Annotated in this window: 21 protein-coding genes and 1 tRNA gene; 8 read left to right on the top strand and 14 right to left on the bottom strand. The window is 69.6% G+C overall.

The window, feature by feature from the left end:
* Position 1: 1 nt before the first annotated feature.
* A complete protein-coding gene (gene ypfJ / locus KDB89_RS03165; RefSeq protein ID WP_219083421.1) occupies positions 2-883 on the bottom strand; it encodes a KPN_02809 family neutral zinc metallopeptidase in 882 nt (293 codons plus the stop codon).
* Positions 884-1072: 189 nt separating this feature from the next.
* On the opposite strand from ypfJ, the gene KDB89_RS03160 reads away from it, so the two are divergent.
* The gene (locus tag KDB89_RS03160; RefSeq protein WP_219083420.1) at positions 1073-1768 is read left to right on the top strand and encodes an NUDIX hydrolase; all 696 of its coding nucleotides are present in this window, start codon (positions 1073-1075) and stop codon (positions 1766-1768) included.
* A 60-nt stretch (positions 1769-1828) separates the two neighbouring features.
* Here the strand turns inward: KDB89_RS03160 and KDB89_RS03155 are convergent, their stop codons facing one another.
* Entirely contained in the window at positions 1829-2638 is an 810-nt protein-coding gene (locus KDB89_RS03155) for a Bax inhibitor-1/YccA family protein (protein ID WP_219083419.1), read from the bottom strand.
* Positions 2639-2762: 124 nt separating this feature from the next.
* Here KDB89_RS03155 and KDB89_RS03150 point away from each other — a divergent pair, with 124 nt between their 5' ends.
* Positions 2763-4145, top strand: a complete 1383-nt coding sequence (locus KDB89_RS03150; protein WP_219083418.1) for an MBL fold metallo-hydrolase RNA specificity domain-containing protein — start codon at positions 2763-2765, stop codon at positions 4143-4145.
* A gap of 280 nt (positions 4146-4425) precedes the next feature.
* Here KDB89_RS03150 and KDB89_RS03145 read toward each other — a convergent pair whose 3' ends face one another.
* Positions 4426-5889: a DHA2 family efflux MFS transporter permease subunit gene (locus tag KDB89_RS03145; protein WP_219083417.1), complete on the bottom strand. Its 1464-nt coding sequence runs from the start codon at positions 5887-5889 to the stop codon at positions 4426-4428.
* A 274-nt stretch (positions 5890-6163) separates the two neighbouring features.
* On the opposite strand from KDB89_RS03145, the gene KDB89_RS03140 reads away from it, so the two are divergent.
* Positions 6164-6838 (top strand): YdeI/OmpD-associated family protein, encoded by a 675-nt coding sequence (locus KDB89_RS03140; RefSeq protein ID WP_219083416.1) that lies wholly within the window; start codon positions 6164-6166, stop codon positions 6836-6838.
* A 149-nt stretch (positions 6839-6987) separates the two neighbouring features.
* On the opposite strand, the gene KDB89_RS03135 is transcribed toward KDB89_RS03140, so the two are convergent.
* The 4 genes from KDB89_RS03135 to KDB89_RS03120 form a co-directional block, all read right to left on the bottom strand.
* The gene (locus KDB89_RS03135; protein ID WP_219083415.1) at positions 6988-10371 is read right to left on the bottom strand and encodes an ATP-binding protein; all 3384 of its coding nucleotides are present in this window, start codon (positions 10369-10371) and stop codon (positions 6988-6990) included.
* The gene (locus tag KDB89_RS03130) at positions 10368-11099 is read right to left on the bottom strand and encodes a DUF4194 domain-containing protein (protein ID WP_255556164.1); all 732 of its coding nucleotides are present in this window, start codon (positions 11097-11099) and stop codon (positions 10368-10370) included. Before KDB89_RS03130 ends, KDB89_RS03135 begins: the two co-directional genes overlap by 4 nt.
* Positions 11092-12567 (bottom strand): DUF3375 domain-containing protein, encoded by a 1476-nt coding sequence (locus KDB89_RS03125; RefSeq protein ID WP_219083414.1) that lies wholly within the window; start codon positions 12565-12567, stop codon positions 11092-11094. Before KDB89_RS03125 ends, KDB89_RS03130 begins: the two co-directional genes overlap by 8 nt.
* A 68-nt stretch (positions 12568-12635) precedes the next feature.
* Positions 12636-12709 (bottom strand) — tRNA-Leu (locus KDB89_RS03120).
* A 97-nt stretch (positions 12710-12806) separates the two neighbouring features.
* On the opposite strand from KDB89_RS03120, the gene KDB89_RS03115 reads away from it, so the two are divergent.
* Both KDB89_RS03115 and KDB89_RS03110 read left to right on the top strand, forming a co-directional pair.
* Positions 12807-13325 (top strand): NfeD family protein, encoded by a 519-nt coding sequence (locus KDB89_RS03115; protein WP_219083413.1) that lies wholly within the window; start codon positions 12807-12809, stop codon positions 13323-13325.
* 21 nt (positions 13326-13346) lie between these two features.
* Positions 13347-14849 (top strand): flotillin family protein, encoded by a 1503-nt coding sequence (locus KDB89_RS03110; RefSeq protein ID WP_219083412.1) that lies wholly within the window; start codon positions 13347-13349, stop codon positions 14847-14849.
* Between the two features lie 75 nt (positions 14850-14924).
* On the opposite strand, the gene KDB89_RS03105 is transcribed toward KDB89_RS03110, so the two are convergent.
* From KDB89_RS03105 to KDB89_RS03095, 3 genes are all read right to left on the bottom strand, one after another.
* The gene (locus KDB89_RS03105; RefSeq protein WP_219083411.1) at positions 14925-15092 is read right to left on the bottom strand and encodes an Rv3202a family protein; all 168 of its coding nucleotides are present in this window, start codon (positions 15090-15092) and stop codon (positions 14925-14927) included.
* 412 nt (positions 15093-15504) lie between these two features.
* Positions 15505-16233 (bottom strand): potassium channel family protein, encoded by a 729-nt coding sequence (locus KDB89_RS03100; protein ID WP_219083410.1) that lies wholly within the window; start codon positions 16231-16233, stop codon positions 15505-15507.
* Between the two features lie 148 nt (positions 16234-16381).
* Positions 16382-17056 (bottom strand): TetR/AcrR family transcriptional regulator, encoded by a 675-nt coding sequence (locus KDB89_RS03095; RefSeq protein WP_219083409.1) that lies wholly within the window; start codon positions 17054-17056, stop codon positions 16382-16384.
* A gap of 98 nt (positions 17057-17154) precedes the next feature.
* Here KDB89_RS03095 and KDB89_RS03090 point away from each other — a divergent pair, with 98 nt between their 5' ends.
* Positions 17155-18081, top strand: a complete 927-nt coding sequence (locus KDB89_RS03090) for a Rossmann-fold NAD(P)-binding domain-containing protein (protein WP_219083408.1) — start codon at positions 17155-17157, stop codon at positions 18079-18081.
* 569 nt (positions 18082-18650) lie between these two features.
* On the opposite strand, the gene KDB89_RS03080 is transcribed toward KDB89_RS03090, so the two are convergent.
* From KDB89_RS03080 to KDB89_RS03065, 4 genes are all read right to left on the bottom strand, one after another.
* The gene (locus KDB89_RS03080) at positions 18651-19214 is read right to left on the bottom strand and encodes a PIN domain-containing protein (RefSeq protein ID WP_219083406.1); all 564 of its coding nucleotides are present in this window, start codon (positions 19212-19214) and stop codon (positions 18651-18653) included.
* Positions 19214-19732, bottom strand: a complete 519-nt coding sequence (locus KDB89_RS03075; protein ID WP_219083405.1) for an excisionase family DNA-binding protein — start codon at positions 19730-19732, stop codon at positions 19214-19216. Before KDB89_RS03075 ends, KDB89_RS03080 begins: the two co-directional genes overlap by 1 nt.
* Positions 19733-19997: 265 nt before the next feature.
* Positions 19998-20339, bottom strand: a complete 342-nt coding sequence (locus KDB89_RS03070; RefSeq protein WP_255556160.1) for a ribonucleotide-diphosphate reductase subunit beta — start codon at positions 20337-20339, stop codon at positions 19998-20000.
* An 87-nt stretch (positions 20340-20426) separates the two neighbouring features.
* A complete protein-coding gene (locus KDB89_RS03065; protein WP_219083404.1) occupies positions 20427-20942 on the bottom strand; it encodes a MarR family winged helix-turn-helix transcriptional regulator in 516 nt (171 codons plus the stop codon).
* A gap of 103 nt (positions 20943-21045) precedes the next feature.
* On the opposite strand from KDB89_RS03065, the gene KDB89_RS03060 reads away from it, so the two are divergent.
* Both KDB89_RS03060 and KDB89_RS03055 read left to right on the top strand, forming a co-directional pair.
* Complete coding sequence (locus tag KDB89_RS03060; RefSeq protein ID WP_219083403.1) at positions 21046-23391, top strand: alpha-L-rhamnosidase; 2346 nt, start codon at positions 21046-21048, stop codon at positions 23389-23391.
* 88 nt (positions 23392-23479) lie between these two features.
* Positions 23480-24325 (top strand): alpha/beta hydrolase, encoded by an 846-nt coding sequence (locus KDB89_RS03055; RefSeq protein WP_219083402.1) that lies wholly within the window; start codon positions 23480-23482, stop codon positions 24323-24325.
* Positions 24326-24330 lie beyond the last annotated feature (5 nt).

Genomic DNA, 24330 nt, shown 5'->3' with positions numbered 1-24330 from the left:
GTCACTCCCCCAGGTCGTCGGTGGAGAAGGTGTCGCAGGTCCCCGGGTCGCCGCTCTGGAAGCCCTTCGCCACCCAGTACTGACGCATCTGCGAGCTGCCGTGGGTCCACTTGTCCGCGTTCACGAAGCCGCCGGACTGCTCCTGGATGTGGTCATCGCCGACGGCGCGGGCCGCGTCGACGATGCGGTTGAGGTCGTCCTGGGTGACGGACTCGATCGGCGAGTCCGGATCCTTGATGGTGTTGGCGAAGAACACGCCTGCGTAGCAGTCGGCCTGCAGCTCCAGCCTGACCGAGGCGGACTTCTCGCCGGTCTGGTTGCTGCTGGCGTTGGCCCTGCTCATCTGGCCGGTCAGGTTGGAGATGTGGTGCCCGTACTCGTGCCCGACGATGTACAGCTCGGCCGCGTCGCTGCGGGTCGTGCCGAGCTGGGTCAGCAGCTGACCCATGTAGTCCTTGTCGATGTAGATCGTGGTGTCACCGGGGCAGTAGAACGGGCCCATCTCCGAGGTGCCGGTGCCACATGCGGTCGCGGTGGTGCCGGAGAACAACTGCAGGGCGGAGATGGGCTCGAAGCCCGACGAGAATGCCGACTCCCAGTACGACGTGAGCGCGACCTCGTAGGCACCCCAGCGGCAGTCGCGGTTCTCGTCGATGTTGACCTCGCCCGTGCAGTCGGCACCCGCCACGTCGCTCTGACTCGAGTCAGTGGTGGACGTCGTGCCGCCGATCAGGTCACCGAGATCGCCACCGAAGAACAGTGCCAGCAGCAGGACCAGGACGCCGCCGATACCGCCGCCCACCGCGATGCGGCCACCGCGCCGACCACCGCCGCCGTAGCGCACTCGCGACTGGTCGAGGTTGACGTTGTCGCGATATTCCATGTCCCCACCGCCGTGTGCCTCGGGCGGGTCCATCCCGCACCGTGTGCCGTCAGCCTACTGTCACGCCCGTGCGCTCCCGCTCGCCGACGTCGCCCCTGTCTAGGGGTTTCGTCCGCTGAAACGGTGTCCCCCGGGGCACCGGGAGCCGGTGCGCCCCGGCGCTCGGGGACGAGCGGATAGACTTGACGAATGCGCGTCACCGGTGTCCCCCATCCCCTGGGGGCACCCGTGGTGGGTTTTCCTGTCGAGCACGGCAGGCACCCGCGGGTGACGCTGTTCGACGAGGGTTTCGTCCCTGTCCGCCCCCTGTCCGCGGCGTTGGTCGACGGGGAGATCGTGTTCACGTGGCTCGTCCGTGAGGTGACGGCGGCCGACCAGAGGCCGGCGGAGCGACACACCGTCTACGTTTCGTCGCGCCAGGAGCAGCCGCGCAGGCATCAGCGACTCGGCGCCTACGCCCTCGTGTTCTCCGAGCGCGGCATCCTCGGCACGGTCAACTCCAGCGCGACCCGGGTACCCGGCACCTGGGCGCTGCCCGGCGGCGGGATCGACTCCGGAGAGTCCCCGTCGGAGGCCGTGCTGCGCGAGATCTATGAGGAGACGGGTCAGGACACGGAGATCGACCGCGTCCTGAGCCTCGAGTCGGAGCACTGGGTGGGCCGCTCCATGGCAGGCGTACTCGAGGACTTCCACGCCCTGCGCGTCATCTACTCCGCCGTCTGTGACAACCCGACCGACCCCGTCGTGCACGACGTCGGCGGTTCGACGCTGCGCTCGGCCTGGGTGCCGCTGCGCTCCTGGCGGTCGCTGCACTGGACCAACAGTTCCCGGGCGCTCCTGTCGCAGTTTGCCCGGCGGCACCCGCGCAGCTCGCACGCGGGGTGATGACCACAACGACGGACCGCCGCCGCCCCGAGGGGCGACGGCGGTCCGATCGTGTGAAGCTCAGTTCCTGAAGTAGCTCATGATGCGCAGGATCTCGGTGTACAGCCACACCATGGTGACGGTGATGCCGAATGCCGCACGCCACGACTCGTTGGCCGGGGCGCGCATCGCGATGCCGCGCTCGACGGAGTCGAAGTCGGTCACGAGGTTCAGGACCGCGAGGATCACGGCGACGATCGAGATGCCGATGGCCAGCAGGCCGGGGCTGCCGCCCGCGGAGCGCATGCCGGTGTCGATGCCGAAGAGCGCGAGGACGAAGTTCACGAGCAGCACACCGGCCAGGGACGCCGTCGCGATGAAGACGATCTTGCGGAACCGCTCGGTGACGCGGATGTTGAAGAACTTGTACGCGAACAGCGTGACGCCCGCCGTGACGAACGTGGCAAGCACGGCGGACACCACGATGCCGGGGTACAGGTACTCGAAGAACTTCGAGAACACGCCGATGAAGAGGCCCTCGACCACGGCATAGAACAGGACACCGCCCACGGGGATCCTGGGCCGGCTGGCGACCATGAAGACGGTGATGAGGCCGACGATGCCCGACGCGATCAGCGCGGGCGTGATGAAGGCCAGCGGGACGAACATGAAGGCCACGACAGCGGCGGCCGCGACGACGCCGAGCGTGATGGCCGTCTTGGCCAGCACGTCGTCGAGCGTCATGACCGCGGCGGTGGCCTGCGGCGTCTGCTGCTGGTAGGGGTCGAAGCCCTGCGGCTGGCCGTAGCCGGGCTGGGGCTGACCGTAGCCGGGCTGCGACTGGTTGTGCTTCGTGAAGGCATCGGGGCTGCCGATGATCGGGTTTGCCATGGTGGTGCTTTCTCTCGAGTCTCCGAGGAGGCCGGACCATTCAACTGTACCCGCTCGTCCTCCCAGGCCAAGTGGATGTTCGCGGCGGGCCACGAGGGGCGCCCGGCCTGTGCCACCATCGAACATGGCAGCAGTTCGACAGGCGACGCTGAGGTTCCTGGGTGCGGCGCAGACGGTCACCGGCTCGCGCCACCTCGTGACGGTCGATGGGCGGCACACCCTGATCGACGCGGGGCTGTTCCAGGGCGAGAAGCAGTGGCGGCTCCGCAACCGCGATCCCTTCGCCGTGCCGCCGCGCGAGATCGACAACATCCTCATCACCCACGCGCACGCCGACCACGTCTCCTACCTCCCGGCCCTCGTCAGGCACGGGTTCCGCGGCACGATCTGGTGCACCGAGCCGACGCTGCCGCTGGCGGAGATCGTGCTGCGCGACGCCGCCAAGCTGCAGGAGCAGGCCGTGGGCGACGCGACGAAGGGCGGCTGGTCGCGGCATCCCTCCCCCGAGGCGCTGTTCACCACGGCCGACGTCGAGCTGACGCTGCCGATGTTCCGCACCGTCGAGTGGGACACCAACGTCGACGTCGACGGTGTGATGTGGGCCCGCTGGGTGCGCGCCGGCCACATTCTCGGCGCGGCGAGCCTGCACGTCAGCGTCGGCGACCGCAGCGTGCTGTTCTCCGGCGACCTCGGCCGCCACGACCATCCCCTGCTGCGGGCTCGCGAGACGCCGCAGGCCGCCGACATCGTCGTGTGCGAGTCGACGTACGGCAACAGGGAGCACCCCGAGCCCGAACTGGCGCACGAGCCGCTGGCCGACGCGATCCGTCGCACCGTCGCACGCGGCGGTCAGGTCGTGATCCCGGCGTTCGCGATCGACCGCACCGAACTCGTGCTGCATGCGCTGGTCCGGCTGCGCCGCGAGGGCCGCATCCCCGACGTGCCGGTCGCTGTCGACGGGCCGATGTCACTGAAGGCGCTCGACGCGTACCGGCAGTGGCCGGACGAGCTGGCCCCGGGCGTCAGCATGTCGGACTTCACCGACCTCGATCTAACCGAGACCCGCGACACCGCCTCGTCGAAGAGGCTCAACCGGCGTCGGGATCCGATGATCATCGTCAGCAGTTCCGGCATGGCCGAGGGCGGGCGGGTGCTGTACCACCTGCGCCGACTGCTGCCTGACCCGAGGAACACCGTCGTGCTGACGGGTTACCAGGCCGTCGGCACGCGCGGGCGGGCGCTGGAGAACGGCGCGAAGGCCCTCAAGATCAACGGGCACTACGTGAAGGTGGCCGCGGAGATCGTCCGCGACGACGAGTTCTCGGTCCACGCCGATGCGTCGGACCTGATCGACTGGCTGGCCGAGCTCGGACGCGAGCCGGAGACGGTCTTCCTGGTGCACGGCGAGCCCGGGGCGTCGGCGGCCCTGGCCGGTCGCATCGCCGACGAGCTGGGCTGGTCGGCCGTCGTCCCCCGCTGGGGCGAGATCGTCAGCCTGCTGGCCTGAGCGCACCCGGTTCCCTGAGCGCACCCGGTTCCCTGAGCTTGTCGAAGGGCCCGAGCCCACCCGGTTCCCTGAGCTTGTCGAAGGGCCCGAGCCCACCCGGCTCCCTGAGCCTGTCGAAGGGCCCGAGCCCACCCGGCTCCCTGAGCCTGTCGAAGGGCCCGAGCCCACCCGGTTCCCTGAGCTTGTCGAAGGGCCCCGAGGAAGCGCCCCGGCGCTGACGAGGGGAAAACCCTTCGCTTCGCTCAGGGCGCTTCGACAAGCTCAGCGACCCGAGTGACCGTCAGGGGGCCGACGACGCGACCTGCGGACGCATGAAGAGCACGGACACGACGGCGAGGACGAGCAGCGTGGCGGGCACGTACATCGACTCGCCCATCGCAGCGGCGAAGCCGTCGAGGACCTGCGTCGGCATCGCGCCGCCGCCGGCGCCGACCGCCGTGGAGGCACCCTCACCCAGATGGGCCGTCAACCTGGCGGACGTCACGGCGGCGATGACCGCGGAACCGATCACCGCGCCGACCTGGCGGGTCGTGTTGTAGACGCCGGACCCGGCGCCCGCGAGCTGTGGCGGCAGACCACGCGTCGCAACCATCGCGAGCGGACCCCAGATGAGCGAGGCGGAGATGCCGACCAGCGCGCTGGGGAGCAGGAGCCACCATGGGCTGCGGGCCGCGTCGAACCAGAACCCGTACCAGGCTGTCGCGATGGCCAGGCCGACGAGACCCGCGGCCGTCCACGGACGCGCGTCCCGGTCCTGCAGGAATCGACCGGTGAACGGCGACAGGACGCCGGAGCAGACGGCCATCGGCACCAGGATGAGCGCCGACTGGCTCGGGGTCAGGCCCCGGCCGGACTGCAGGTAGAGGAACAACGGAATGTTCATGGCGGTCACGACGAGGCCGACGATGGTGATGGCCGTGTTGGACAGGACGAAGTTGCGGTCGGCGAAGAGCGCCAGTGGGACGAGTGGCTCGCCGTGCTGGACCTTCTGCCACCAGACGAAGGCCCCCATGAGCAGGGCGCCGAGGATGATCAGCGACCACACCGGCACGCTGAAGCCCCCCACGATCGGCATCTGGCCCCACTCGTACGTCTCACCCTCCTGGATGCCGAACACGATGAGGAACAGGCCCGCGGAACTGAGCACGACGCCCACCCAGTCGAAGGAGTGCGCGTGCAGCTCAAGGCTGGGCACGTTGATGATGACGAGCACGATCGCGATGAGCCCGACCGGGACGTTGACGAAGAAGATCCACTCCCAGCCGACAGCGTCGACGAGGAAGCCGCCGAGCAGCGGACCGACGAGCAGCCCCGCCCCCGCGACGCCTCCCCACAGCCCCATGGCGGCGCCGCGGCGATCGGGCGCGAAGGTGCGCATGATCACGGCCATCGTCTGGGGGGCCATCAGCGCGGCGCCGAGGCCCTGGACCACGCGGGCGACGATCAGCATCTCGATGCTGCCCGACAGGCCGCACCACAACGACGAGAGCGTGAACGTGGCCAACCCGATCAGGAAAACGGGCTTGGGCCCGAACCTGTCGCCGAGTCGTCCCGTGATCAGAAGCGGCACCGCGTACGCCAGCAGGTACGCGCTGGTGACCCAGATGACCTCGTTCAGCCCGGCGCCGAGGCCGGTCATGATGTGGGGAAGGGCGACGTTCACGATGGTCGAGTCGACCAGGATCATGAAGAAGCCGATGATCATCGACCACAGCCCCGGCCAGGGAGACCGCGTTGAGTTCATGGGACACCTCCAAAATGCGCCGGACGGACTATACGCCCCACCCGCGTCCGGCGCTCATCACAGCCGGGCCGTCGAGATTCCCGGATCGCCGAGCCCGTCGAGGTGCCGGTTCGCCTGAGCTGGCGAGCCGCCCGAAGCTACCCCGGTTGGCCGAGCCTGTCGAGGTGCCTCGAAGCAACCCCGGATCGCCGAGCCTGTCGAGGTGCCTCGAGCGAAGCGAGAGGAACACGCGTGGCCCGGCCGGATGCCCACCGCGCGCTGGCAGGATGACGACATGATCGGACGCCACGGAGGGACCCCCGAGCGACCGGCGGTCTTCTTCGCCGACGCTGCCGAGTTCCGCGCATGGCTGGAGGCGAACCACGCCGTCGCCGCGGAACTGTGGATGGGGCTGAACAAGAAACACGTGCCCGAACAGGGCCTGACGTGGGACGACGCCGTGCCCGAGGCCCTGTGCTTCGGGTGGATCGACTCCGTGTCGCAACGCATCGACGACGACACCCGTCGGCAGCGCTGGACCCCACGGAAGCGCGGCAGCACCTGGAGCAACATCAACGTCGCTCACGTCGAACGGCTGACTGCCGAGGGCAGGATGACGCCGGCAGGCCTCGCTGCCTTCGAGGCCAGGGACCCATCGAGGACCGGGATCTACAGCTTCGAGCGCGACGACCACGCCTTCACCCCAGAACACGCGGCCATGCTCGCTGCCGACGCGGACGCCCAGCGCTGGTGGGACGCGGCCACGGAGACCTATCGTCGTATCGCGATGACGTGGGTGGCGACGGCGAAGCAGCAGACCACGCGCGACCGTCGCATGGCGCAGCTGATCGAGGACTCCGCCGCCGGGCGGCTCATCCCCAGCCAGCGCTACGGCGCGGAGCCGGTCTGGGTCGCGCGGAACCGGAGGGCCCTGGGCCTGGGCCTCGACCCGGACCCCCGCCCCGAGTAACTCCGTCGCTCCGAGTACCCCGTCGTCCCAGACGCCACCCTTACCGTCGGACGCTACCCTTCTTCGCACATGCCACCGCCATGGCGGTGGCATGTGTAGCCAGCGGTGGCGTCTGCGTCTAGCGGTGGCGTTTGCCGGTGGCGGTGGGGCTAGAACTCGAGCTGGGGCTCGGGCTGGGCGTCGGAGGCAGCGAACGCAACCTTCGGCTTGGCCCACGACCGACCCCTGGTGTCCTTCAGGATGTCGTACTCGACGTCGACGTGGGGCTCGATGGCGCTGTACTTGTCGTTCGGCGCGCCGATGATGAGCTGGAACCCGAGGCCCCGCCAGGCGCCGATGGCGCGCTTGGTGAAGTGCGCGTCGGCCTTGATCAACGCCTCGTCGAGGAACACCGGCGCGTACCGCGGCCGGGCCGAGCCCGCGTCGCCCAACTGATACCGCAGCGCCGCGCCGACGATGAACGCGATCAGCTCCTGCGACTCGCCTCCCGACTTCTCGCCGATGTGGTCGTAGAGCGCCACGTGCTCCTTCGTGACGGCGTTGACCCGCTCGGCGCTGACGCGCACGTGGTTGCGCACGTCGATGAGATCGGCGAAGTCGGGCGCGGTGCGCCGGATGCGCTGGATCAGCTTCGACATCCTGAGGTAGACCTGCTCGCGGTCGGCGTCGCTGACGGCGCCGTCGATCGCCTCCCGGACGGCCCGCAGGTCGCGGCGGAACTTCCGGCGCGGCTCGGACTGGTTCTCCCGCGTCGTGATCTGCAGGCGGTGGTCGTCGTCGTAGAACGGCAGGTCCCGCATGATCGCGTTGATCGGCTCGATCCGGTCGCGGATCTCGCGCAGCGCGCGCCCCAGCGCGGAGTCGAGGCTGGTGAGGTCGTTGCCGGAAAGGGTCAGCAGGCTGTCGCGCCATTCCTTCTCCAGCTCGTGCAGCCCGCTGGTCTCGAGGTCGTCCAGGATGCGCTCGAAGTCGCCCACCGACGTGTCCGGGTCGGCCAGGAGGTTCGGGTTGGGCCAGCGTTCGAGGAAGTTGGCCAGCGTCCGCCCGAGCAGCTCGCGCTGCTGCACCAGCGTCTGCTGAGCGGTCTCGTGGTCCCTGCGCAGCCGCTGGGACGCGGAGGCCAGCGCCACATCGAAGCGCTCGAGCTGATCCGACGGCGGCCCGGCCTCGTCGTCGACGTCGCCCTCGAACTGCCCTGCGAGGTAGACCGCATGGTCGTCGGCAACCACCCGCTCGTCGTCCTCGGCGGCGTCGATGACGGCCTGCGCCTCGTCCACCTCCTCCATGACGGCACCCCACCGCTGCTCGACGGTCTCGGCCGCGGACTTCGCCCGGCCGATCGCCTCCTTGAGCGCGTCGACGTTCCGCCTGGCGGCCTTCAACTGCTGCTGCAGATCGGCGATCCGCGGATTGCCCTCGGTCACCTGCTCGATGATCGAGTGCCACTTCTCCTGCTCACCCTCGACGGCGGCGACGTCGACCTGCTCCCACGACAGCTCGCACACCTTCCGGTGGGCGGCGGCCTGGGCGTCGACGGCGTCCAGCGCGCCCTCCGCAACACCGCAGGCGTCGATGGAGTCGGCGAGCCTGCCACGCGCCTCGGCGATCAGCCGGGCGAGGTCGGCCAGTCGCCGGTCGTTGGAGAAGCCGAGCAGGTTCGCGCGACCCTGGCCGCCGTGCGCTCCCCGGCTGCCGCGGGCGAGCTGGCCCGTGATGGTCAGCGCCCTGCCGTGGCGCGACAGGTCGTCGGAAGAGTCGACGCAGACGAAGTTGAACTGCTCCTCGAGCCGGTCCTGCAGCCAGCCCGTGAAGGGGCCGGTCCGGTAGTCGAGCCGTCCGGGCAGCGTCCGCGGGTCCCGGCGGTCGGTCGTCGGCAGCCCGGTGTGGACGCCCTCGAAGCTCAGCCGCTCGGACACGCGGACGCCGTTGATGGCCGCCCGGAAGCGCGGCAGGTGAGCCGCGTCGATCAGCAGCGTCCGAGCGAATCCGCCGAGCGCCAGGTTGAACGCCTCTCGCCACGGCTCAAACTCGGTGCGCACCTCGATGAGCTCGCCGACGAACGGGAGATCCTCGACGGTCAGCCCCGCCGCAAGGGCCAGCTGCTCGCGCGCCCGGCTCAGGTGGGTCGGGAAGTTGCCGGTCGCGCGCTGCGCGTGGTCGCGCTCGGCCTCCAGCGCCCGGACCTCGTCCTCGGCCGCGTTCCTGGCGCTCTTCGCCTCCGCATAGGCATCTCGCGCGGACTGCTTGGGCGCCGGGTCAGTCAGCGCGGCACGCGCGCGGTCGGCGAGCCGGGCGAACTGCTTCGACGTGGTCACGTCCTCCCCGAGGACGGCGAGCGACTCGTCGAGCCGGGCCCGCGTCGCCCGGACGTCGCTCAGCCGACGCTCCAGCGCCCTCAGCTCCCGCTCCGCAGTCTCCAGCTTGTCGCCGCCGGCTGCCCGCAGGACCTCGGCGAGACCCTCGCGCGCCACCTCCGCGGCGTCGGCGGCCGCCTCCTTCTCGCGGACGACGGAGTCCCTGGCCTGCTTGGTCCCGTGCAGCTCACGCTCGACGCTGCGCAGCAGCCCGAGCCTGCGCTCCGCCTTCCACAGCGTCGCGGCCGAGCCGGGGTCGTCGAAGGATCCGACGGCGTCGATCAGCCGCATGCGCTCGGCGGCCTGCTCGATACTCGCGCGCTGCTCGCGGATCGGCTCCAGCGCGCGGACCTGCTGGCGCGCCGTCACCATCCGCGCGTGCGTCGACTCCAGCTCATCGAAGTGCGCGACGACCGCGTCGGCCGTCGCCAGCGTCTCGGGGTCCTCGAGCACCATGCGCTTGTACAGGTCGTCGACCGTGGTGATCTGCTGACCGGCCTGGATCCGGGCGAGCAGGCTCATCGCCTTGGTCCCGGCCCCGGCCGCGCCGATGCCGAGGACCGAGTGCAGGCGGGCGGAGAACTCTCGGTCCGTCGCGACGGTGTCGAGACCGGCGGCCTTCACGGCCGCGTCGCTCAGCCGGTGAGCGGCGGCGGGCTCCAGCGAGCGCAGGTCGAACTGCCCGTCGACGGTGCCCCGCACGCGGACCGTGTCGTCCAACAGCCGAGCGCCCGCGGGGATGTACCAGGCGCGGACGGCGGTGAAGCGGGTGCCGTCGTGGTCGCCCCACGTCATCGCGATGGCGGTCCAGGTGTCCTCGCCGTCGCCGCGCAGCACCCGGAGCTTCGTGCCCTCGGCCGTGCGTGACTCGTCGAGCTTCCCGCGCCCGTAGGAGAGGATGTTGCGCTGCTCCTGGCCGCGCGGGCGCCCGGTCACGCCGCCGTTGGAGGCGCCGTTGAACGGTGTGGTGTGGGGCATCATGAGCGCGATGTAGGCGTCCATCAGCGTCGACTTGCCGGAGCCCGACCCGCCGCACAGCAGCGTGGCGGTGGGCGAGAAGCGCACGCGGTGCGGGCCGTCGTAGCCGCCCCAGTTGACCAGCTGCAGGTCCTCGGCCACCCACTGCTGCCCGCGCGAGGCGGCGGGGATGAGGCCGAAGAGCGTGTCGAGCATCGTCATTCGTCGTCCTCTTCCCTGTCGGTGTCCTCGGCGTCAACCGCGGCTCCGAGCGAGTCGTCGGCGGCGAGCCCGACGGCGCGGCGGGCGGCCTGCTCGCGGAGCCAGTCGTCCAGCTCGCGCATCCGCTCCGAGCTGAGCACGATCTCCACCAGCGCGCTGATCCGGTAGCGGCCCTCCGACTCCTCTTCGACGATGCCGTCCTGGCGGAGCCTGTCGAGGGCCTTGCGGACCGCCTTCTGGCGCCTGGCTGTGTCGCCGTCGGACTCGGCGAAGTACGTCAGCACGGTCTGCTCGACCTCCTCGACGTCGACGCGCACCGACGCCTCACCGGCCGTGGACTCGCGCTGGTAGACGGTGCGGAGGTGGACGAGGACGAGCGTCTCAGCGCGCGTGTAGGCGTCGTCGCGCAGCAGGATCGGCACCTCGAGCTCGTCGGAGCGGACCTGCTTCTTGTAGGCGACGCCGCGGTCGTGGTCGATGGTGAGCTGCACGAACAGGTCGTGCAGCCGCGACTCGATGAGCTGCTGGTTGTCCAGCAGCACGCGCCAGTCGTCGCGGTTGCGGTCGGCGAGCAGGAAGCGGCGCTGCAGCAGCCGGACGAGCACGCGCCGCACGTCGGCGTCGAGCACGCCGCGGTCGCCGGCGAACAGCTCCTCGGGGTCCTCCTCCATCGCCACCGGGGCGACGAACGGGTCCTCCCAGTCCTGCTGGTCCATCGGGTCAGTCATTCTTCTCCTGCTTCGCGGTGCGCGCGGTGACGGCACCGAATGCGAACCGTCGGGTGGTGCCGTCGGGGCGGAGCGCCTCGACGACGGAGACGTCGTCGCGTTCCTCCATGCCGTTGCGGTGGGCGATCTCCAGGAGGCCGAGCAGGTCTACGGGACGGCGGGTCTCGTCGGCCGCCTCCTCGAACGCGCCGCCGAGGTCGAACCGGTCGCCGAGCCCGGCCACGTAGTCCTCGAGTTCGGTGTAGCGCGGGCCGCCCCAGGCCTGCGCGTCGCCGTCGAGGAACTCGACGTCGCCGGCCTCGGCGAGCGGCGCGGGCGCGCCGGGCGGAACGAGGTCGCTGGTCGTCTGACGCAGGTGGCCGACGTCGGCGTGGGGGAAGCTGCGCAGCGGCTCGACCCGGTCGCCGGCGCGCGAGTCCTGCATCCACGTCTGCAGCCCGGACATCACGGAGCGCAGCAGCTCGTCGACCTGCCGGTCGCGGACCGGGTCGTGGGTCCGGACCTGGGCCGTGATGACGTGCGACGCCCGGCGCTGCGCGGTCAGCACCTCCTGGACCCCCTGCTCGACGCGGCGGCCGATGGCGTCCAGTTCCGCGCGCTGGGCATCGTCGAGGAGGCTCGCGAAGGGCCGCAGCTGCAGGTCGCGCAACTGGGTGGCGAGCTGGTCGATGCGCTCCGGGTCGCCGATCAGGCGCAGGGCCCCGGCGAAGGCGCGGCCCTCGGGCGTCGCCTGCATGACGTGCTGGCCGCGCTGCAGATACTCGCGCAGGACCCCGCCGGTGGGACGGATGTCGCGGCGGAGGTCGGCGATGACGTCACGTTGCATGGCCTTGATGGACTCGGCGACGCGCGCGAAGTCGGCGGGCAGCTCGCGGGCCAGGTGCAGGACGTTCTCGGCCTCCTCGAGCAGGGATTCGTCGTCGATGGGCTCCGGGTCGGCCCCCTCCTGCAGCTCCCGGATCTGCGCGTCGAGCTCGTCGCGTTCCCGCAGGAGCCGCTCCAGACGCCTGTGGGGGTCGACGTCGGCGTCCTCGGCGAGCCGGTCGACGGCCTCCAGGAGCGTCCGGACGCGCGACCGCGACACCCGCGTGGGGCTGGCGCCCGCCCTGCCCGCGATCTCGAGCGCGCCGACGGCGTAGGCCGACAGCCGGTAGACCTCGACGTCGTCGTCGATCTGCGGCACGAGCCAGCCGACCCGCACCCAGTAGCGGCAGATCTCCCGCGCGGCGCCCGCGGGCAGCCGAGGGCTGTCCTCCTCGTCGTAGCCCGCCGCGCGCAGCTCGGAGATCATCTCGTCGACCTCGACGTGCGCGTCGGCGACGGGCACCGTCGGCCGGTCGGCGGTGAACAGCAGCGACAGCACCGCGACGACGAACGGGGCGTAGCGGCCGTGCAGCAGGTCGAGGGTGGGGTTCCTGAACGCCGTGTTCGCGCGCCGGTACGCGGCCTCCACACGGTTGTTCGTCACCGGGTCAGAGTAGTCGGATCGACCCCGGGTCGACCACGCGGCCCGGCTCCCGCCCAGCCGATGCGCGGTGCCCCCGACGGGATTCGAACCCGCACTCTGGCGGGTTTAAGCCGCCTGCCTCTGCCAGTTGGGCTACGAGGGCGCACCTCACGAGGATAGAGGGCCGTCGTCGGCTGGACTCGCCGGAAGTCGAACTGACACGTACCGCTAGGCTGGGACCAGACGGAAGGGGATCCCCAGTGACGTGGTTTCTGATCATCGGCGGCGCGGGACTCCTGCTCGTGCTGATCTCGCTGATCGTCGGCGACGTCGTCGACGGACTCCTGGACCTGGATTTCCTCGACGGCGACCTCTTCTCGCTGACCAGCATCGCGGCCTTCCTCGGCGCCTTCGGCTTCGGCGGCGCGCTGGGCCTGTCCCTCCTCGACCTGATGCCCGTCGCCATCGCCTGCGGACTCGTCATCGGGTTCCTCGCAGCCTGGGGCGCCGTGAAACTCACCCGGGCGCTGAAGTCCGGCGAGGACTCCTCGACCTTCCGCTCCGACTCCCTGATCGGCCAGCCGGCACGCGTCATCACCGCGATCCCGGAGACCGGCTTCGGAGAGATCACCCTGACCGCGTCGGGCCACGTGCGGAAGTTCTCCGCCCGCGCCGACGGTGAGGTCGCGGCCGGCGACGAGGTGTGGGTTTCCGCGATCGTCTCCCCCACCGCCGTCGAGGTCACGCGCGTGATCCACACCCCGGAACTCAACACCTAGGAACAACCGAAAGGTCCGCCTATGCCACCCGTCCTCATCGCAGTGCTCGGCCTTGTCCTCCTGCTGATCCTCGTCGGCCTGCTCATCGCGAGCCGGTACAAGGTCGCCAAGCCCAACGAGGCGTTCCTCATCACCGGCCGCAAGGGCCGTGAGGTGCGCAACCCGGAAACCGGTCTGGTCTCCACCGACCTCAGCGGCCAGAAGGTCGTGATGGGCGGTGGCGTGTTCGTCGTGCCGTTCATCCAGCGCCTCCACGTGCTGGACCTGTCCAGCCGCCGCATCATGATCACCATCCGCAACGCCGTCTCCGGCCAGGGCATCAAGCTCAACGTCGACGGAGTCGCCATCGTCAAGGTCGGCGGCAACGAGGATTCCATCCGCGCAGCCGCGCAGCGCTTCCTTTCGCAGCAGGACGAGATCGAGACCTTCACGCAGGAGACGCTCGCCGGCTCGCTGCGCTCGATCGTCGGCTCGCTGACCGTCGAGCAGATCATCCGCGACCGCGCCGCCTTCGCGCAGCGCGTCACCGACGAGTCCGAGGCCTCCCTGACCGGCCAGGGCCTCGTGCTCGACACGTTCCAGATCCAGGACATCACCGACGACGGTTCCTACCTGAGCGACCTGGGTCGCCCCGAGTCGGCGAAGGTCGGCCGACTGGCCGCCGTCGCCGAGGCCGAGGCCCGCCGCGAGGCGGAGCAGGCGCAGATCGCCGCCGAGCAGGAGATCGCCATCGCGCAGCGCCAGCTGGTGCTGAAACAGGCCGAGATCCAGTCCGAGACCGACGCCGCCCGCGCCAAGGCCGCGGCCTCCGGGCCGCTCGCCCAGGCCGACCGTGACCAGGCGATCCTGCAGGAGCAGGAGAAGGTCGCCGTCGCGCAGGCCGCCCTGAAGGAGCGCCAGCTCGACACCGAGGTCCGTCGTCCGGCCGACGCCGAGCGGTACCGCATCGAGACGCAGGCCGAGGCCGAGCGCAACGCGTCGATCTTCGAGGCGGACGCCAACAAGGCCACGGCTATCGCGCAGGCCGAGGCGGAGGCCGAGAAGGCGCGCCTGACCGGTGTCGGCGAGAAGTCGCGCCGTTCGGCTCTGGCCGAGGCCGAGGCCATCGAGGGTGCCCGTCGAGGCGAGGCCGAGAAGGCCCGTCGTATCGCCGAGGCCGACGCCGTCCGCGCCGAGGGTGAGGCCAAGGCCGCCGCGGTGCTCGCCGTCGGTCAGGCCGAGGCCGAGGCGATGGAGAAGCGCGCCGAGGCCTTCGCGAACTACAACGAGGCCGCGGTCCTCCAGATGCTGGTGGAGATCCTGCCGCAGATGGCGGAGAAGGTCGCCGCGCCGATGGGCAACATCGACGCGCTGACCGTCATCTCGAGCGACGGCGCCTCGTCGCTGCCGCGCCAGGTCTCCGACAACCTGCTGCAGACCATGCAGCTGGTCAAGGACACCACCGGCTTCGACCTGGGCTCCGTCCTGGAGAAGTTCGGCGCGACCGACACCAAGGCCCCGGTGGAGATCACCGAGGCCAGCTGACCAGTCCAGCCGCACAGGGGCCGCGCCTTCGGGCGCGGCCCCTGTCGCGTTGCCGAGGGTCCGCCGGGAAGCTGGCTACGGCTCGTCAGGCCTCTCGAGCGGGGCCTCGGTTCGCTGGTCGATCCAGTCGGCCTCGTCGGCGTCGTCCGGGCCGCCGTCGGGCCGGAGGTCGTCGTCGGTCGGATCGACGGGCGCGGTCTGTTCTGCGAGGTCCGTTTCGGGGATCTCAGGGTTCGTGGACATCGGACCTCCCTTGGTCGGTGACTAGACGCTACGCCCACCCTCGGGTCGCTGAGCACTTCGAAACGCCCTAAGCGCCGCGAAGGGGCCAACCCCGCCCATCACCTCGCTCCGCTCGGCGCCCTTCGACGAGCTCAGGGATCCGGAGAGACAAGCTCAGGGAACCGGGTCGTTGAGCACTTCGAAACGCCCTGAGCGCAGCGAAGGGACCAACCCCGACCACCGCCTCGCTCCGCTCGGCGCCCTTCGACAGGCTCAGGGAACCGAAGATGCAAGCTCAGGGAACCGAAGATGCAAGCTCAGGGAACCGGAGAGACGAGCTCAGGGAACCGGAGAGACAAGCTCAGGGATCCGGGTCGCCGAGCCTGTCGAGGTGCCCTGAGCGCAGCGAAGGGGCCAACCCGACCCGGCACCGTCACTCCCGGCGCACACCCGACTGCTCGACGATCAGCTGCTTCAGCTCGGCGACCTCGGCCCGCAACGCCGCGATGTCGTCGCCCGTCCTCTCCGCGGCGGTCTGCGTCTCCCCCGTCGCCTTCTCGACGATCCACGACGCCAGCGTCGCGGTCACGACGCCGATCAGGGCGATGCCGCCGATCATCAGCCCGGCAGCCACGGCCCGCCCCGTCGGCGTCACCGGGTAGTAGTCGCCGTATCCGACGGTCGTCACGGTGACCATTGCCCACCACAGCGCGTCGCCGAACGTCGTGATCGGCCCCGTGGAGGACCGCTCGGCGTCGAGTACCGCCAGCGACGCGATCAGGCCGATGAGGATCGTCGCGCTCATCGCGTACGCCACGACACGACCCCGCAGCGCGTTGCCCGCACCCCTGCCGACGATGCTGACCACGGTGAGGAACCTCACGAGCCGCAGGGGCCGCAGCATGGGCAGTGCCACGATCGCCAGGTCCAGCGGGTGCCGCAGGAACCAGGCCAACCGTCGCTCGGCGAGCGCCAGCCGGACGAGGTAGTCGGCGAGGAAGATCACCCACGTGACCCCGATGGCCACCTCACACGCCACCGCGACGGCGCCCGACACGTCGGTCAGGATCGGCGTGGCATAGGCGACGAGAAACACCAGCGCCGCTCCGGCCAGCGGCCACTCCGTCACGCTCTCCCACCGCTCAATGCGTTCGCCGTACATGGCCACATTGTGCCCGCTGCGCCGGGAGTCGGCCGCGGCACCCGTCGGCGATCCCTCAGGGCGGTGCCCACTCGCGGGGCCTGTGCGGCACCGCATCCTGCTCCGGCCGCGTGGCCTGCCAGGTTGATCCGTCAGACAGCGCCCCGGGTCACCAGGCCTCCGGCTCCGCGCTCAGATCCTCGTCGACCAGGGCCTCGGCGTCACTGCGGAACCCATCCAGCCACCGATGGTTCCGCCTGGCTTGAGCGGACACGTTCGCGGCCTCCGCCAGCGCGGTGGCCTGCGCCACGATGACGGCTCGGCGACCGTCGTCGGACACCGCCTGGTCGAGCACCACGGCAGCCAGGTGACGCAAGGTCCACCAGCCCGCCGCAAGGGTAATGACCGAGAGCAGGAGTTCGGGGGCGGCGTCCGCCCAGAGGCCAGGGATGGCGACCTGCATGGCCGCAGCACGACTCGAACACAGGTGCCCGCGCCGCTCGGCGGCCGCCGGCGCGTCGAGCTCGAGGCTCTCCCAGGCGAGCATCCTCGCGGCCGTCGGGTCCTCGCGGAACCGGTCGAAGAGCCGCCCGGCATAGTCGCCGACGGCCTCGGGACCGGAGCCGACGACGTCGACCCCCTCCAGGAGCCGACCGAGCTGGTCGGCCAGGGCCGCGTCGTAGAGGCCCCTCTTGTCTCCGAAATACTGATAGACGCGCTCCTTGTTGACGCCCGAATCGCGGCCGATGGCATCCATGCGCGCGCCTGCGAACCCGTACGCGGCGAACTGGCGCGCCCCCGCGTCGAGCAGCCTGCGCCTCGTCGCCTCCGTGTCCCAAGCCATGAGCGAATCCTACCCGATTCCCAAACAACCATTTGGACTTACGCCATGCGGGCAGTACGTTGATCTCCAACCAGCCGTTTGGAGATAGGAGTTGAGCGATGAGGGCACTTGTTCTCGGGGCGCGGGGCGCGGTGGGTCGCGTGGTCACGCAGGAACTGCGCCGCCGGGGCCACACGGTCACCCCTGCCGGCAGGGCCGGAGGTACCGACTCCGTCGCGATCGACCTCGCCTCCCCCGCAGGCCTCTCGACCCTCGCGGAACGCGCCCCGAGCCACGACGTGGTGATCAACGCCAGCGGCATCGAGGCGCCGGCCATCGCGGAGGCGGCCGGGGGCACGATCCTGATCGACATCTCGGCCACCGCGAGCTATCTCGACAACCTGGCGCACGTGTCCCCCGTCGGCCAGCCGCTGGTTCTCGGCGCAGGGCTCGTACCCGGCCTGAGCACGATCATGCTCTCGTCGCTCGACTCTCGCCCCGGCGACGACCTCGACCTCGCCGTCGTGCTGGGCGGCGGAGAGCAGCACGGGACGGCCGCCGTCGACTGGACGGCCAACCTGGCGGGCCACCCCCTGTTCGCCCCGCCGGAGGGCGGGACCGTCCTCAACTTCCGGGAAGGCCGCAGGCTCCCCGGCCCCTCAGGTGAGCGAAGGCATCTCAGGGCCGACTTCCCTGACCACCTGCTGATCGGCACCCCGCACGGACTCTCGGTGCGCACCTATCTCGCCACCGACAGCCGCATCTCAACGGCCGCCCTGGGCATCGTCGGCCGACTCCCCCGGCTGCGCGGCCTGGTGCGGCACGCCCCACACCTGGGCGGCGCGGGCTGGTCGCTGACGGCGCTCAACCGTCGCACCGGCCAGAAGATCAGCGCGCGCGGGGAGGGTCAGTCGCTCGCCACCGGCATCCTGACGGCGCAGATCGCGGAGGCAGCCAGCAGACTCGCCCCCTCGACCGCGGTCACCGCCGCCGACCTGCTCACCCTCGACGACATCCGGATCCTGGAGGGCATGCACGTGCACTAGAGCATCGCGGTCTCCGCCCTGCGCCTCACCCCGCGGCCGATCTCCCCTGCCCTGCCCAGGACGACTGGGAGCAGCCGAACCACGCCTCTGAACCCTGGTGCGCATCGGGCTACACTGCCCGCATCCGCTCAAGGGCGATCTGGCCTGGCGATGGTCGTTCGCCGTGCATGGCAATTGGCGATTGACGTACGAGTTCCGCGACGGGAACGCGTATGCCCTGGACTACGAGGACTACCCTTGCCGCTTGCCGCCGAAGAACGGCACCACCAGCGCGGATCGCCGCCGACCAGGCCGGCGATCGCCCGCACGGTCGTTCCGAGCGTGAGGACTGCACCATCGGTTACCCGCCTTCACCTGAAACAGGCGTCGCCCTGGCACCTCCCGGCAGCGCTCGGCCAACGGTCAAGCCCTTTCCGCATGTCAGGGCCCGTTGCCTCGAGGTCACACGCCGACTGGGTGCAGACATTGAGGTTCTCAGGGAGCACGATCGTCAGTTTGGCCGCTCATCGACTCACACCCAGGGGTTCTTGTCAGTATCCGACGAGAAGCGAGCGGGCCGATCGGCCCGACTATCGCAGCCGGAGCGACACCTCATCGGCAAACCTCGGCGCCCCAGCGCGAGTCAGCACGCCGAGCAGGTCGTCAAGGGTCAAAGACGGATGCGTCGTGGCGGCCGCCTGCTCCTCGATCGCAGCGATGACGACGCGATTGGCCATGTCGAGTTGATTGAGCAGGAAGTCGTCCGGACTGATGATCTCAACGCCGAAGCGTTCCCAGAGACCTCCTGGGAAGTCACGGAGATTCGCCGTCACGATGGCATCCGCACCGGACACGATTGCGGCGGCGAGCACGTGCCGATCATCGGGGTCGGGAAGCTCGAGTCCATCGATCAGCGTCTCGTGACCATGTACCTCGGCATCGGGAAACGCCTCGTTCATCTGCTGAAATCGTCGCCCAATCCGGCCGGGGTCGATCTCGGGATGGATCCGCAGCACCGCCTTCCGTGCATCCGAGATGATGCGCTCGGACCACACCGGCCGGAATACCAGTCGCTCGGCAAGACGCAGATGAATGTCGCACAGGGCAACCGGAACCATGACGCAGGAATCGAGCACCGCCGAGTACCGCGCCACTATCGGCCGGACTCCTTCGACGCATTCTTGGCGGCTCGCAGCGCCTCCTCATAGGAGACCGCATCGTCGTCGTACAGACCGAGGTTGCTCGCCTCGGCCGTCATGGCGTTGAGCGTTTCCTTCGCGCGCGAGTGAGAACGATCGCGATACTCGAGGACATCCGAGAGTTGGAGCCTGCGGTGTCGACTCGGCTTGTCGTAGGGAATCTCGCCGCCTTCGAGCAGACGCACGAGCGTCGGTCGGCTGATGCCGAGCAACTCGGCAGCCTCCTGCGTCCCGATCCGCTGGGAGACCGGCACAACGCTCACCGCGTTGCCAGCACGCATCTCCTCGACCACCATCGTGAGCACCCGATAGATCTCCTCGGGAAGCGCCACCGACTCGCCATCCGGTCCGACCAGCTTCGGCGTCGCGGCCTCCTCGCGCTCGACGAAACGGGCGAGAAGCGCAATCTCGGCCGAGTGTGAGGGACTGATCGGTTTGCGCCGCCTGTCGGGCGCGACTGCAGCAGTGTTCATGACAGCACCTTCTCACCCTGATGTGCCCCTCGGCCTCCCGAGAGCATCCCCAGTCTCGCACAAAACAAACAAAACGCAAGAGGTGGACGAAACGAAAGGCGGACTCCCCAACGTACATCAGGGCGTGCGTGCGCGCCACGAAGGAGCGCCCCTGTCCGTCCAACTCCTGGCAGCTACCAGGAGCGGGCGCGAGAGAGGCCCGGATCCGTGGGACTGCACGGATCCGGGCCTCGACGCTCCCTTGCGGGCGATGAAGAGCTGAGGTTCAGAAGTCCCAGTCCTCGTCCTCCGTCGCCACCGCCTTGCCGATGACATACGACGAACCCGACCCCGAGAAGAAGTCATGGTTCTCATCCGCCGACGGGGACAGCGCGGACAGGATCGCCGGGCTCACATCCGTCACCGTCGCAGGGAACATCGCCTCGTACCCCAGGTTCATCAACGCCTTGTTCGCGTTGTAGTGCAGGAACTTCTTCACGTCCTCCGTCAGCCCCACACCGTCGTGCAGATCCTGCGTGTAGGCCACCTCGTTGCCATACAGGTCGTTCAGCAGAGAGAAGGTGCAGGACGGCGAGCGGGCGGAGAACCCCGAGTTCGGCGGCTTCAAGCCCTCTCGGACTGCGCCCTCGAACTGACTCAGTCGACGCGTTCTGGTTCGGCCGTGGCGGCCTGGGGTACGGATTCCAGGACGGGGTTACCGCTCCCTCGACGCCGAGTCGAGCCTGTCGACAAACTTCGCGAGGAGCTGCGTGAACGTCGAGACCTCCTCATCCTCCCACCCGACGAGCGTTGCGGTGACCCATTCGCGTTCGGTGCGGATGACGCGCTTCGCGATGCGGCGGCCTTCATCCGTGAGTGCGACGAGCACACCCCGCTCATCCGAAGGGTCAGCCACGCGGGCGGCAAGCCCGAGGCTCTCCAGGCGCTGAACGATCTTCGTGAGGTTGGGCCGTCCCGTCTCCAGGCGCTCGGCGAGATCGGTGGGCCGGAGTGCGCCATGGAGCGCGAGCTGGTTGACCGCGAGGAAGGTCGGCACATCGGCGCCCGGGAAGCCGACCGTGTTCATGAGCTCGCGACGAGCTACATCGCTGTTCGCGACCCGGATCAGTCGCTCGAACAGATCAAGGAGCGGCTCGCGCGTCGCCTTGAGAACCGGCGAAGCGTCGACGTCGCTCGCGGGGACGAGAACGCTGGGCGATGGTCGGGGCACGGCGCCTCCTTTCCTGACCCCAGAATACCCACTGAACCTATTTCACTCAGCGAAATAGATGGTACTGTGTGGTCACCGACAACGATGCCGAGGAGACCTGACAATGACTGTCACCCCACTCTGGGTCACCGACCCCCATCCGCCAGCCAGGAAGACGTACCGCGCGCTGTACCTCCGTGGCACGACGCAGATCGACCGCGAAGTGGTTTCCGCACGCGCGGAGGTGTCCGCGCTGGGCTGGTACCGCTTCTTCATCAATGGCGTCGACATGACGGGGTCCGCGCTCGTGCCGCGGTGGACTCCGTTCGACCACTACGTCGAGTATCAGGAGTACGACATCACCGAGCACCTGATCGCCGGCCTCAACGTTCTCGCGATGGCAGTCGGTGACGGCCGGTTCCGAGGGCGCAACGGTGCGCTCAACCATCAGGCCGTGTACGGCGACCGTCTCGCCGGGTGGGCGCGGGTGACTATCCGCTACGCCGACGGGACCGAATCGGTGATCACCACCGACCGGAGCTGGCTGGCCGGGCCCGGCCGGATCGGCGCCACCGATCCCAAGTTCGGGGAGCATGCGGACCTGCGGATCACAGATGCGGACTGGCTGACCGACGACACCGCACCGGCCCGCCTGGCTCCGTGCGCCGTGCTGGACACCGCACGCACCCTCATCCCGGAAGAGGTCGCCCGCGTGCAGGACGTCGCGCGACTCACTCCCGCGTCGATCGTCCGCACACCGTCGGGAAAGCAACTGGTCGACTTCGGTCAGAATGCGGCGGGCGTCGTGCGGATCCGCCTGCGTGGGAAGGCCGGGACCGTCGTCACCCTCACCCACAGTGAGGTCGTCGGCAAGGATGGCGAACTCGACACGCAGTACCTGGCATTGCTGCCGATCGGGAAGCAGTGGACGCAGACAGACCACGTCACCCTGGACGGCTCGGAGACGTGGTGGCAGCCGTGGTTCACCATCCATGGTTTCCGCTACGTCGAGGTCGACGGGATCGGTCACGACCTGAGCCCCGACGACATCGAGTACGTCGTCCTGTCCAGCGCGGTCACGGAGACCGGCGAGTTCGCCTGTTCCGACCCTCGACTCACGAAGCTGTACGAGAACGTCCGGTGGAGCTTCCGATCGAACTTCACAGACACCCCGACCGACTGCCCTACCCGCGAGCGCTCGGGCTGGACGGGCGACCTCCAGGTGTTCACCACGACCGCCGCCATGTACGGGGACGTGCGCGACTATCTCAGCCGCTACCTGCGCAACCTCGCCGCGGAGCAGCTGGACGACGGGCGCATCCCGATGTTCATTCCCGCCGAGTCCTCCGCGTTCTCGGGCGGGTTCCCGGGGTTCTTCCGCTTCCTCTCCAGCTCCACCGGTTGGGGGGACGCTTCGGTCCTCGTGCCCTGGGATCTGTACCGCTACTACGGCGATACCGACGTGCTCGCACGGGCCTACCCGGCAGCCGAACGGTGGATCGGGTTCCTGCTGACGCGCGCGGACACCAAGCCACGCAGGCAGCGCGGCCGCCGCGGAACTGTCGATCCTCGAGACGAGCGCTACATCGTCGACCAGGGCTGGGACTTCGGTGAATGGCTGCGCCCGGGAGAGGACTTCCTCGGATCGGCAATGGACTCGCTGCGCCGCTCCGCCCCGGTCGTTGCGACCGCCTACCTCGAACACTCCGCCCGCCTGCTCTCCCGGATCGCAGGCATCCTCGACAAGACGGACGACGCCGCCCGCTACGCGATGCTCGCTGACAACGTCCGCCGCGCCTGGCGCGCCGCCTTCATCGGATCCGACGGCACGATCGGGCTCGACCGTCAGGACGACTACGTCCGCGCCATCTCATTCGGCCTCCTCGACGACAGCGAGAAGCCCGCGGCGGCCGCTCGCCTCGACCGACTGGTGAGGGATGCCGGCTACCACCTGGGCACCGGCTTCCTGTCAACGGGAGCCCTGCTGGATGTGCTCGTCGACCACGGGTACAGCGATACCGCGTACCGCGTGCTACGTCAGGACTCTGGCCCCTCCTGGCTACAGCAGATCGATCGCGGCGCGACGACCATCTGGGAGACGTGGGAGGGATACACGAAGAAGGGTGCGGCGAAGGCGAGCCACAACCACTACAGCTTCGGTGTCTGCGCGCGATTCCTGGTCGAGCGCGTCGCCGGCATCCGCCCCGGGGCCGCAGGCTACCGACACATCCTCCTCAGCCCGGGGATCGACAGCGGCCTCGACCATGCGAAGGCCACGGTGGGAACTCCGCACGGACCCGCAACGATCTCCTGGGTTCGCACCGGCGCGTCCATCGAGGTCACGACCACGATCCCAGCCGGCTCCACCGCCACGCTCGCCCTCGCCGGGACCCAGTACGAGATCGCCGAGGGGAACTCGACCACCACGATCACCGTCAACGACGACGAAAGGCCCCGGATCAATGCCTGAAACAACCTGGAGGTCCGCGCTGCGCGCGGCAGACCCCGAACTCATGTCCCCGCTGGTGCGGTTCCCTGCGCACGTGCGCGGCCCGCGAATGCTGAAGCTGCTCCGCAAGATCAACGGCGCCCCGTCGGCGATCCGCGAAGGCGTCGTCGACCGAGAGCTGGCCGTCGGCCGGGACGGCATCGCCGCCATTGTTCATGAACCGGCCGGGCGCACGAGACCGAGCCCGGCCGTGGTGTGGATCCACGGTGGCGGGATGATCTCCGGGTCTGCACGGAACGTGAACGCCTGGGCATCGGGGTTCGCCGCGGATCTAGATGCACTGGTGATCGCGCCCGACTACCGCCTTGCACCGGAGAACCCGTATCCGGCCGCGATCGACGACTGCTTCGACGCCCTCCGATGGCTGGTCGAGCACGCTGAGGAGCTCGGCGTCGACCCGTCGCGCATCGCGGTCGGCGGTGAGAGCGCGGGCGGCGGGCTGGCCGCCGCGCTCGCGCAGCGCGCACACGACGCGGGCATCCCGCTGCGTCTGCAGGTGCTCGTTTCGCCGATGCTGGATGACCGGACGGTGACACGCGCCGAGAGTGACGGCACCGTGACGCTGGCCTGGACCGTCCCGTCCAACCGCTTCGGCTGGGCGGCCTACCTCGATGGCGAGCCGGGTGCGCAAACCGTCCCCCCCTACGCCGCGGCCGCGCGACGCGACGATCTGAGCGGGCTCGCCCCCGCGTGGATCATGGTGGGGACCGTCGATCTGTTCCATCAGGAGACCGTCGAGTACGCGACCCGACTGAAGCAGGCCGGCGTGCCGACCGAGCTGGTGACCATTCCCGGCGCGCATCACGCCGCCGAGGTCGTCAAGCCCGCGCACCCCGCCGTCGCTGACGCGCGTGCACGGCGGCTTGCGGCGCTGCGTAGCGCCTTGACTGTTTGACGCCA

Source organism: Tessaracoccus palaemonis, from assembly GCF_019316905.1.
Taxonomy (GTDB): Bacteria; Actinomycetota; Actinomycetes; order Propionibacteriales; family Propionibacteriaceae; genus Arachnia; species Arachnia palaemonis.
The sequence above is the reverse complement of the archived record's forward strand: the minus strand, read 5'-3'. Positions and strand labels throughout refer to the sequence as shown.

Excerpts from the sequence above, each read along its gene's own strand:
- KDB89_RS03075 (WP_219083405.1), bottom strand. The coding sequence starts at position 19,732 with ATGAACACTGCTGCAGTCGCGCCCGACAGGCGGCGCAAACCGATCAGT.
- KDB89_RS03140 (WP_219083416.1), top strand. The coding sequence starts at position 6,164 with ATGATCGGACGCCACGGAGGGACCCCCGAGCGACCGGCGGTCTTCTTC.
- KDB89_RS03095 (WP_219083409.1), bottom strand. The coding sequence starts at position 17,056 with ATGGCTTGGGACACGGAGGCGACGAGGCGCAGGCTGCTCGACGCGGGG.
- KDB89_RS03160 (WP_219083420.1), top strand. The coding sequence starts at position 1,073 with ATGCGCGTCACCGGTGTCCCCCATCCCCTGGGGGCACCCGTGGTGGGT.
- KDB89_RS03110 (WP_219083412.1), top strand. The coding sequence starts at position 13,347 with ATGCCACCCGTCCTCATCGCAGTGCTCGGCCTTGTCCTCCTGCTGATC.
- ypfJ (WP_219083421.1), bottom strand. The coding sequence starts at position 883 with ATGGAATATCGCGACAACGTCAACCTCGACCAGTCGCGAGTGCGCTAC.
- KDB89_RS03135 (WP_219083415.1), bottom strand. The coding sequence starts at position 10,371 with ATGACGATGCTCGACACGCTCTTCGGCCTCATCCCCGCCGCCTCGCGC.
- KDB89_RS03130 (WP_255556164.1), bottom strand. The coding sequence starts at position 11,099 with ATGACTGACCCGATGGACCAGCAGGACTGGGAGGACCCGTTCGTCGCC.
- KDB89_RS03100 (WP_219083410.1), bottom strand. The coding sequence starts at position 16,233 with ATGTACGGCGAACGCATTGAGCGGTGGGAGAGCGTGACGGAGTGGCCG.
- KDB89_RS03145 (WP_219083417.1), bottom strand. The coding sequence starts at position 5,889 with ATGAACTCAACGCGGTCTCCCTGGCCGGGGCTGTGGTCGATGATCATC.
- KDB89_RS03150 (WP_219083418.1), top strand. The coding sequence starts at position 2,763 with ATGGCAGCAGTTCGACAGGCGACGCTGAGGTTCCTGGGTGCGGCGCAG.
- KDB89_RS03105 (WP_219083411.1), bottom strand. The coding sequence starts at position 15,092 with ATGTCCACGAACCCTGAGATCCCCGAAACGGACCTCGCAGAACAGACC.
- KDB89_RS03155 (WP_219083419.1), bottom strand. The coding sequence starts at position 2,638 with ATGGCAAACCCGATCATCGGCAGCCCCGATGCCTTCACGAAGCACAAC.
- KDB89_RS03060 (WP_219083403.1), top strand. The coding sequence starts at position 21,046 with ATGACTGTCACCCCACTCTGGGTCACCGACCCCCATCCGCCAGCCAGG.
- KDB89_RS03055 (WP_219083402.1), top strand. The coding sequence starts at position 23,480 with ATGCTGAAGCTGCTCCGCAAGATCAACGGCGCCCCGTCGGCGATCCGC.
- KDB89_RS03090 (WP_219083408.1), top strand. The coding sequence starts at position 17,155 with ATGAGGGCACTTGTTCTCGGGGCGCGGGGCGCGGTGGGTCGCGTGGTC.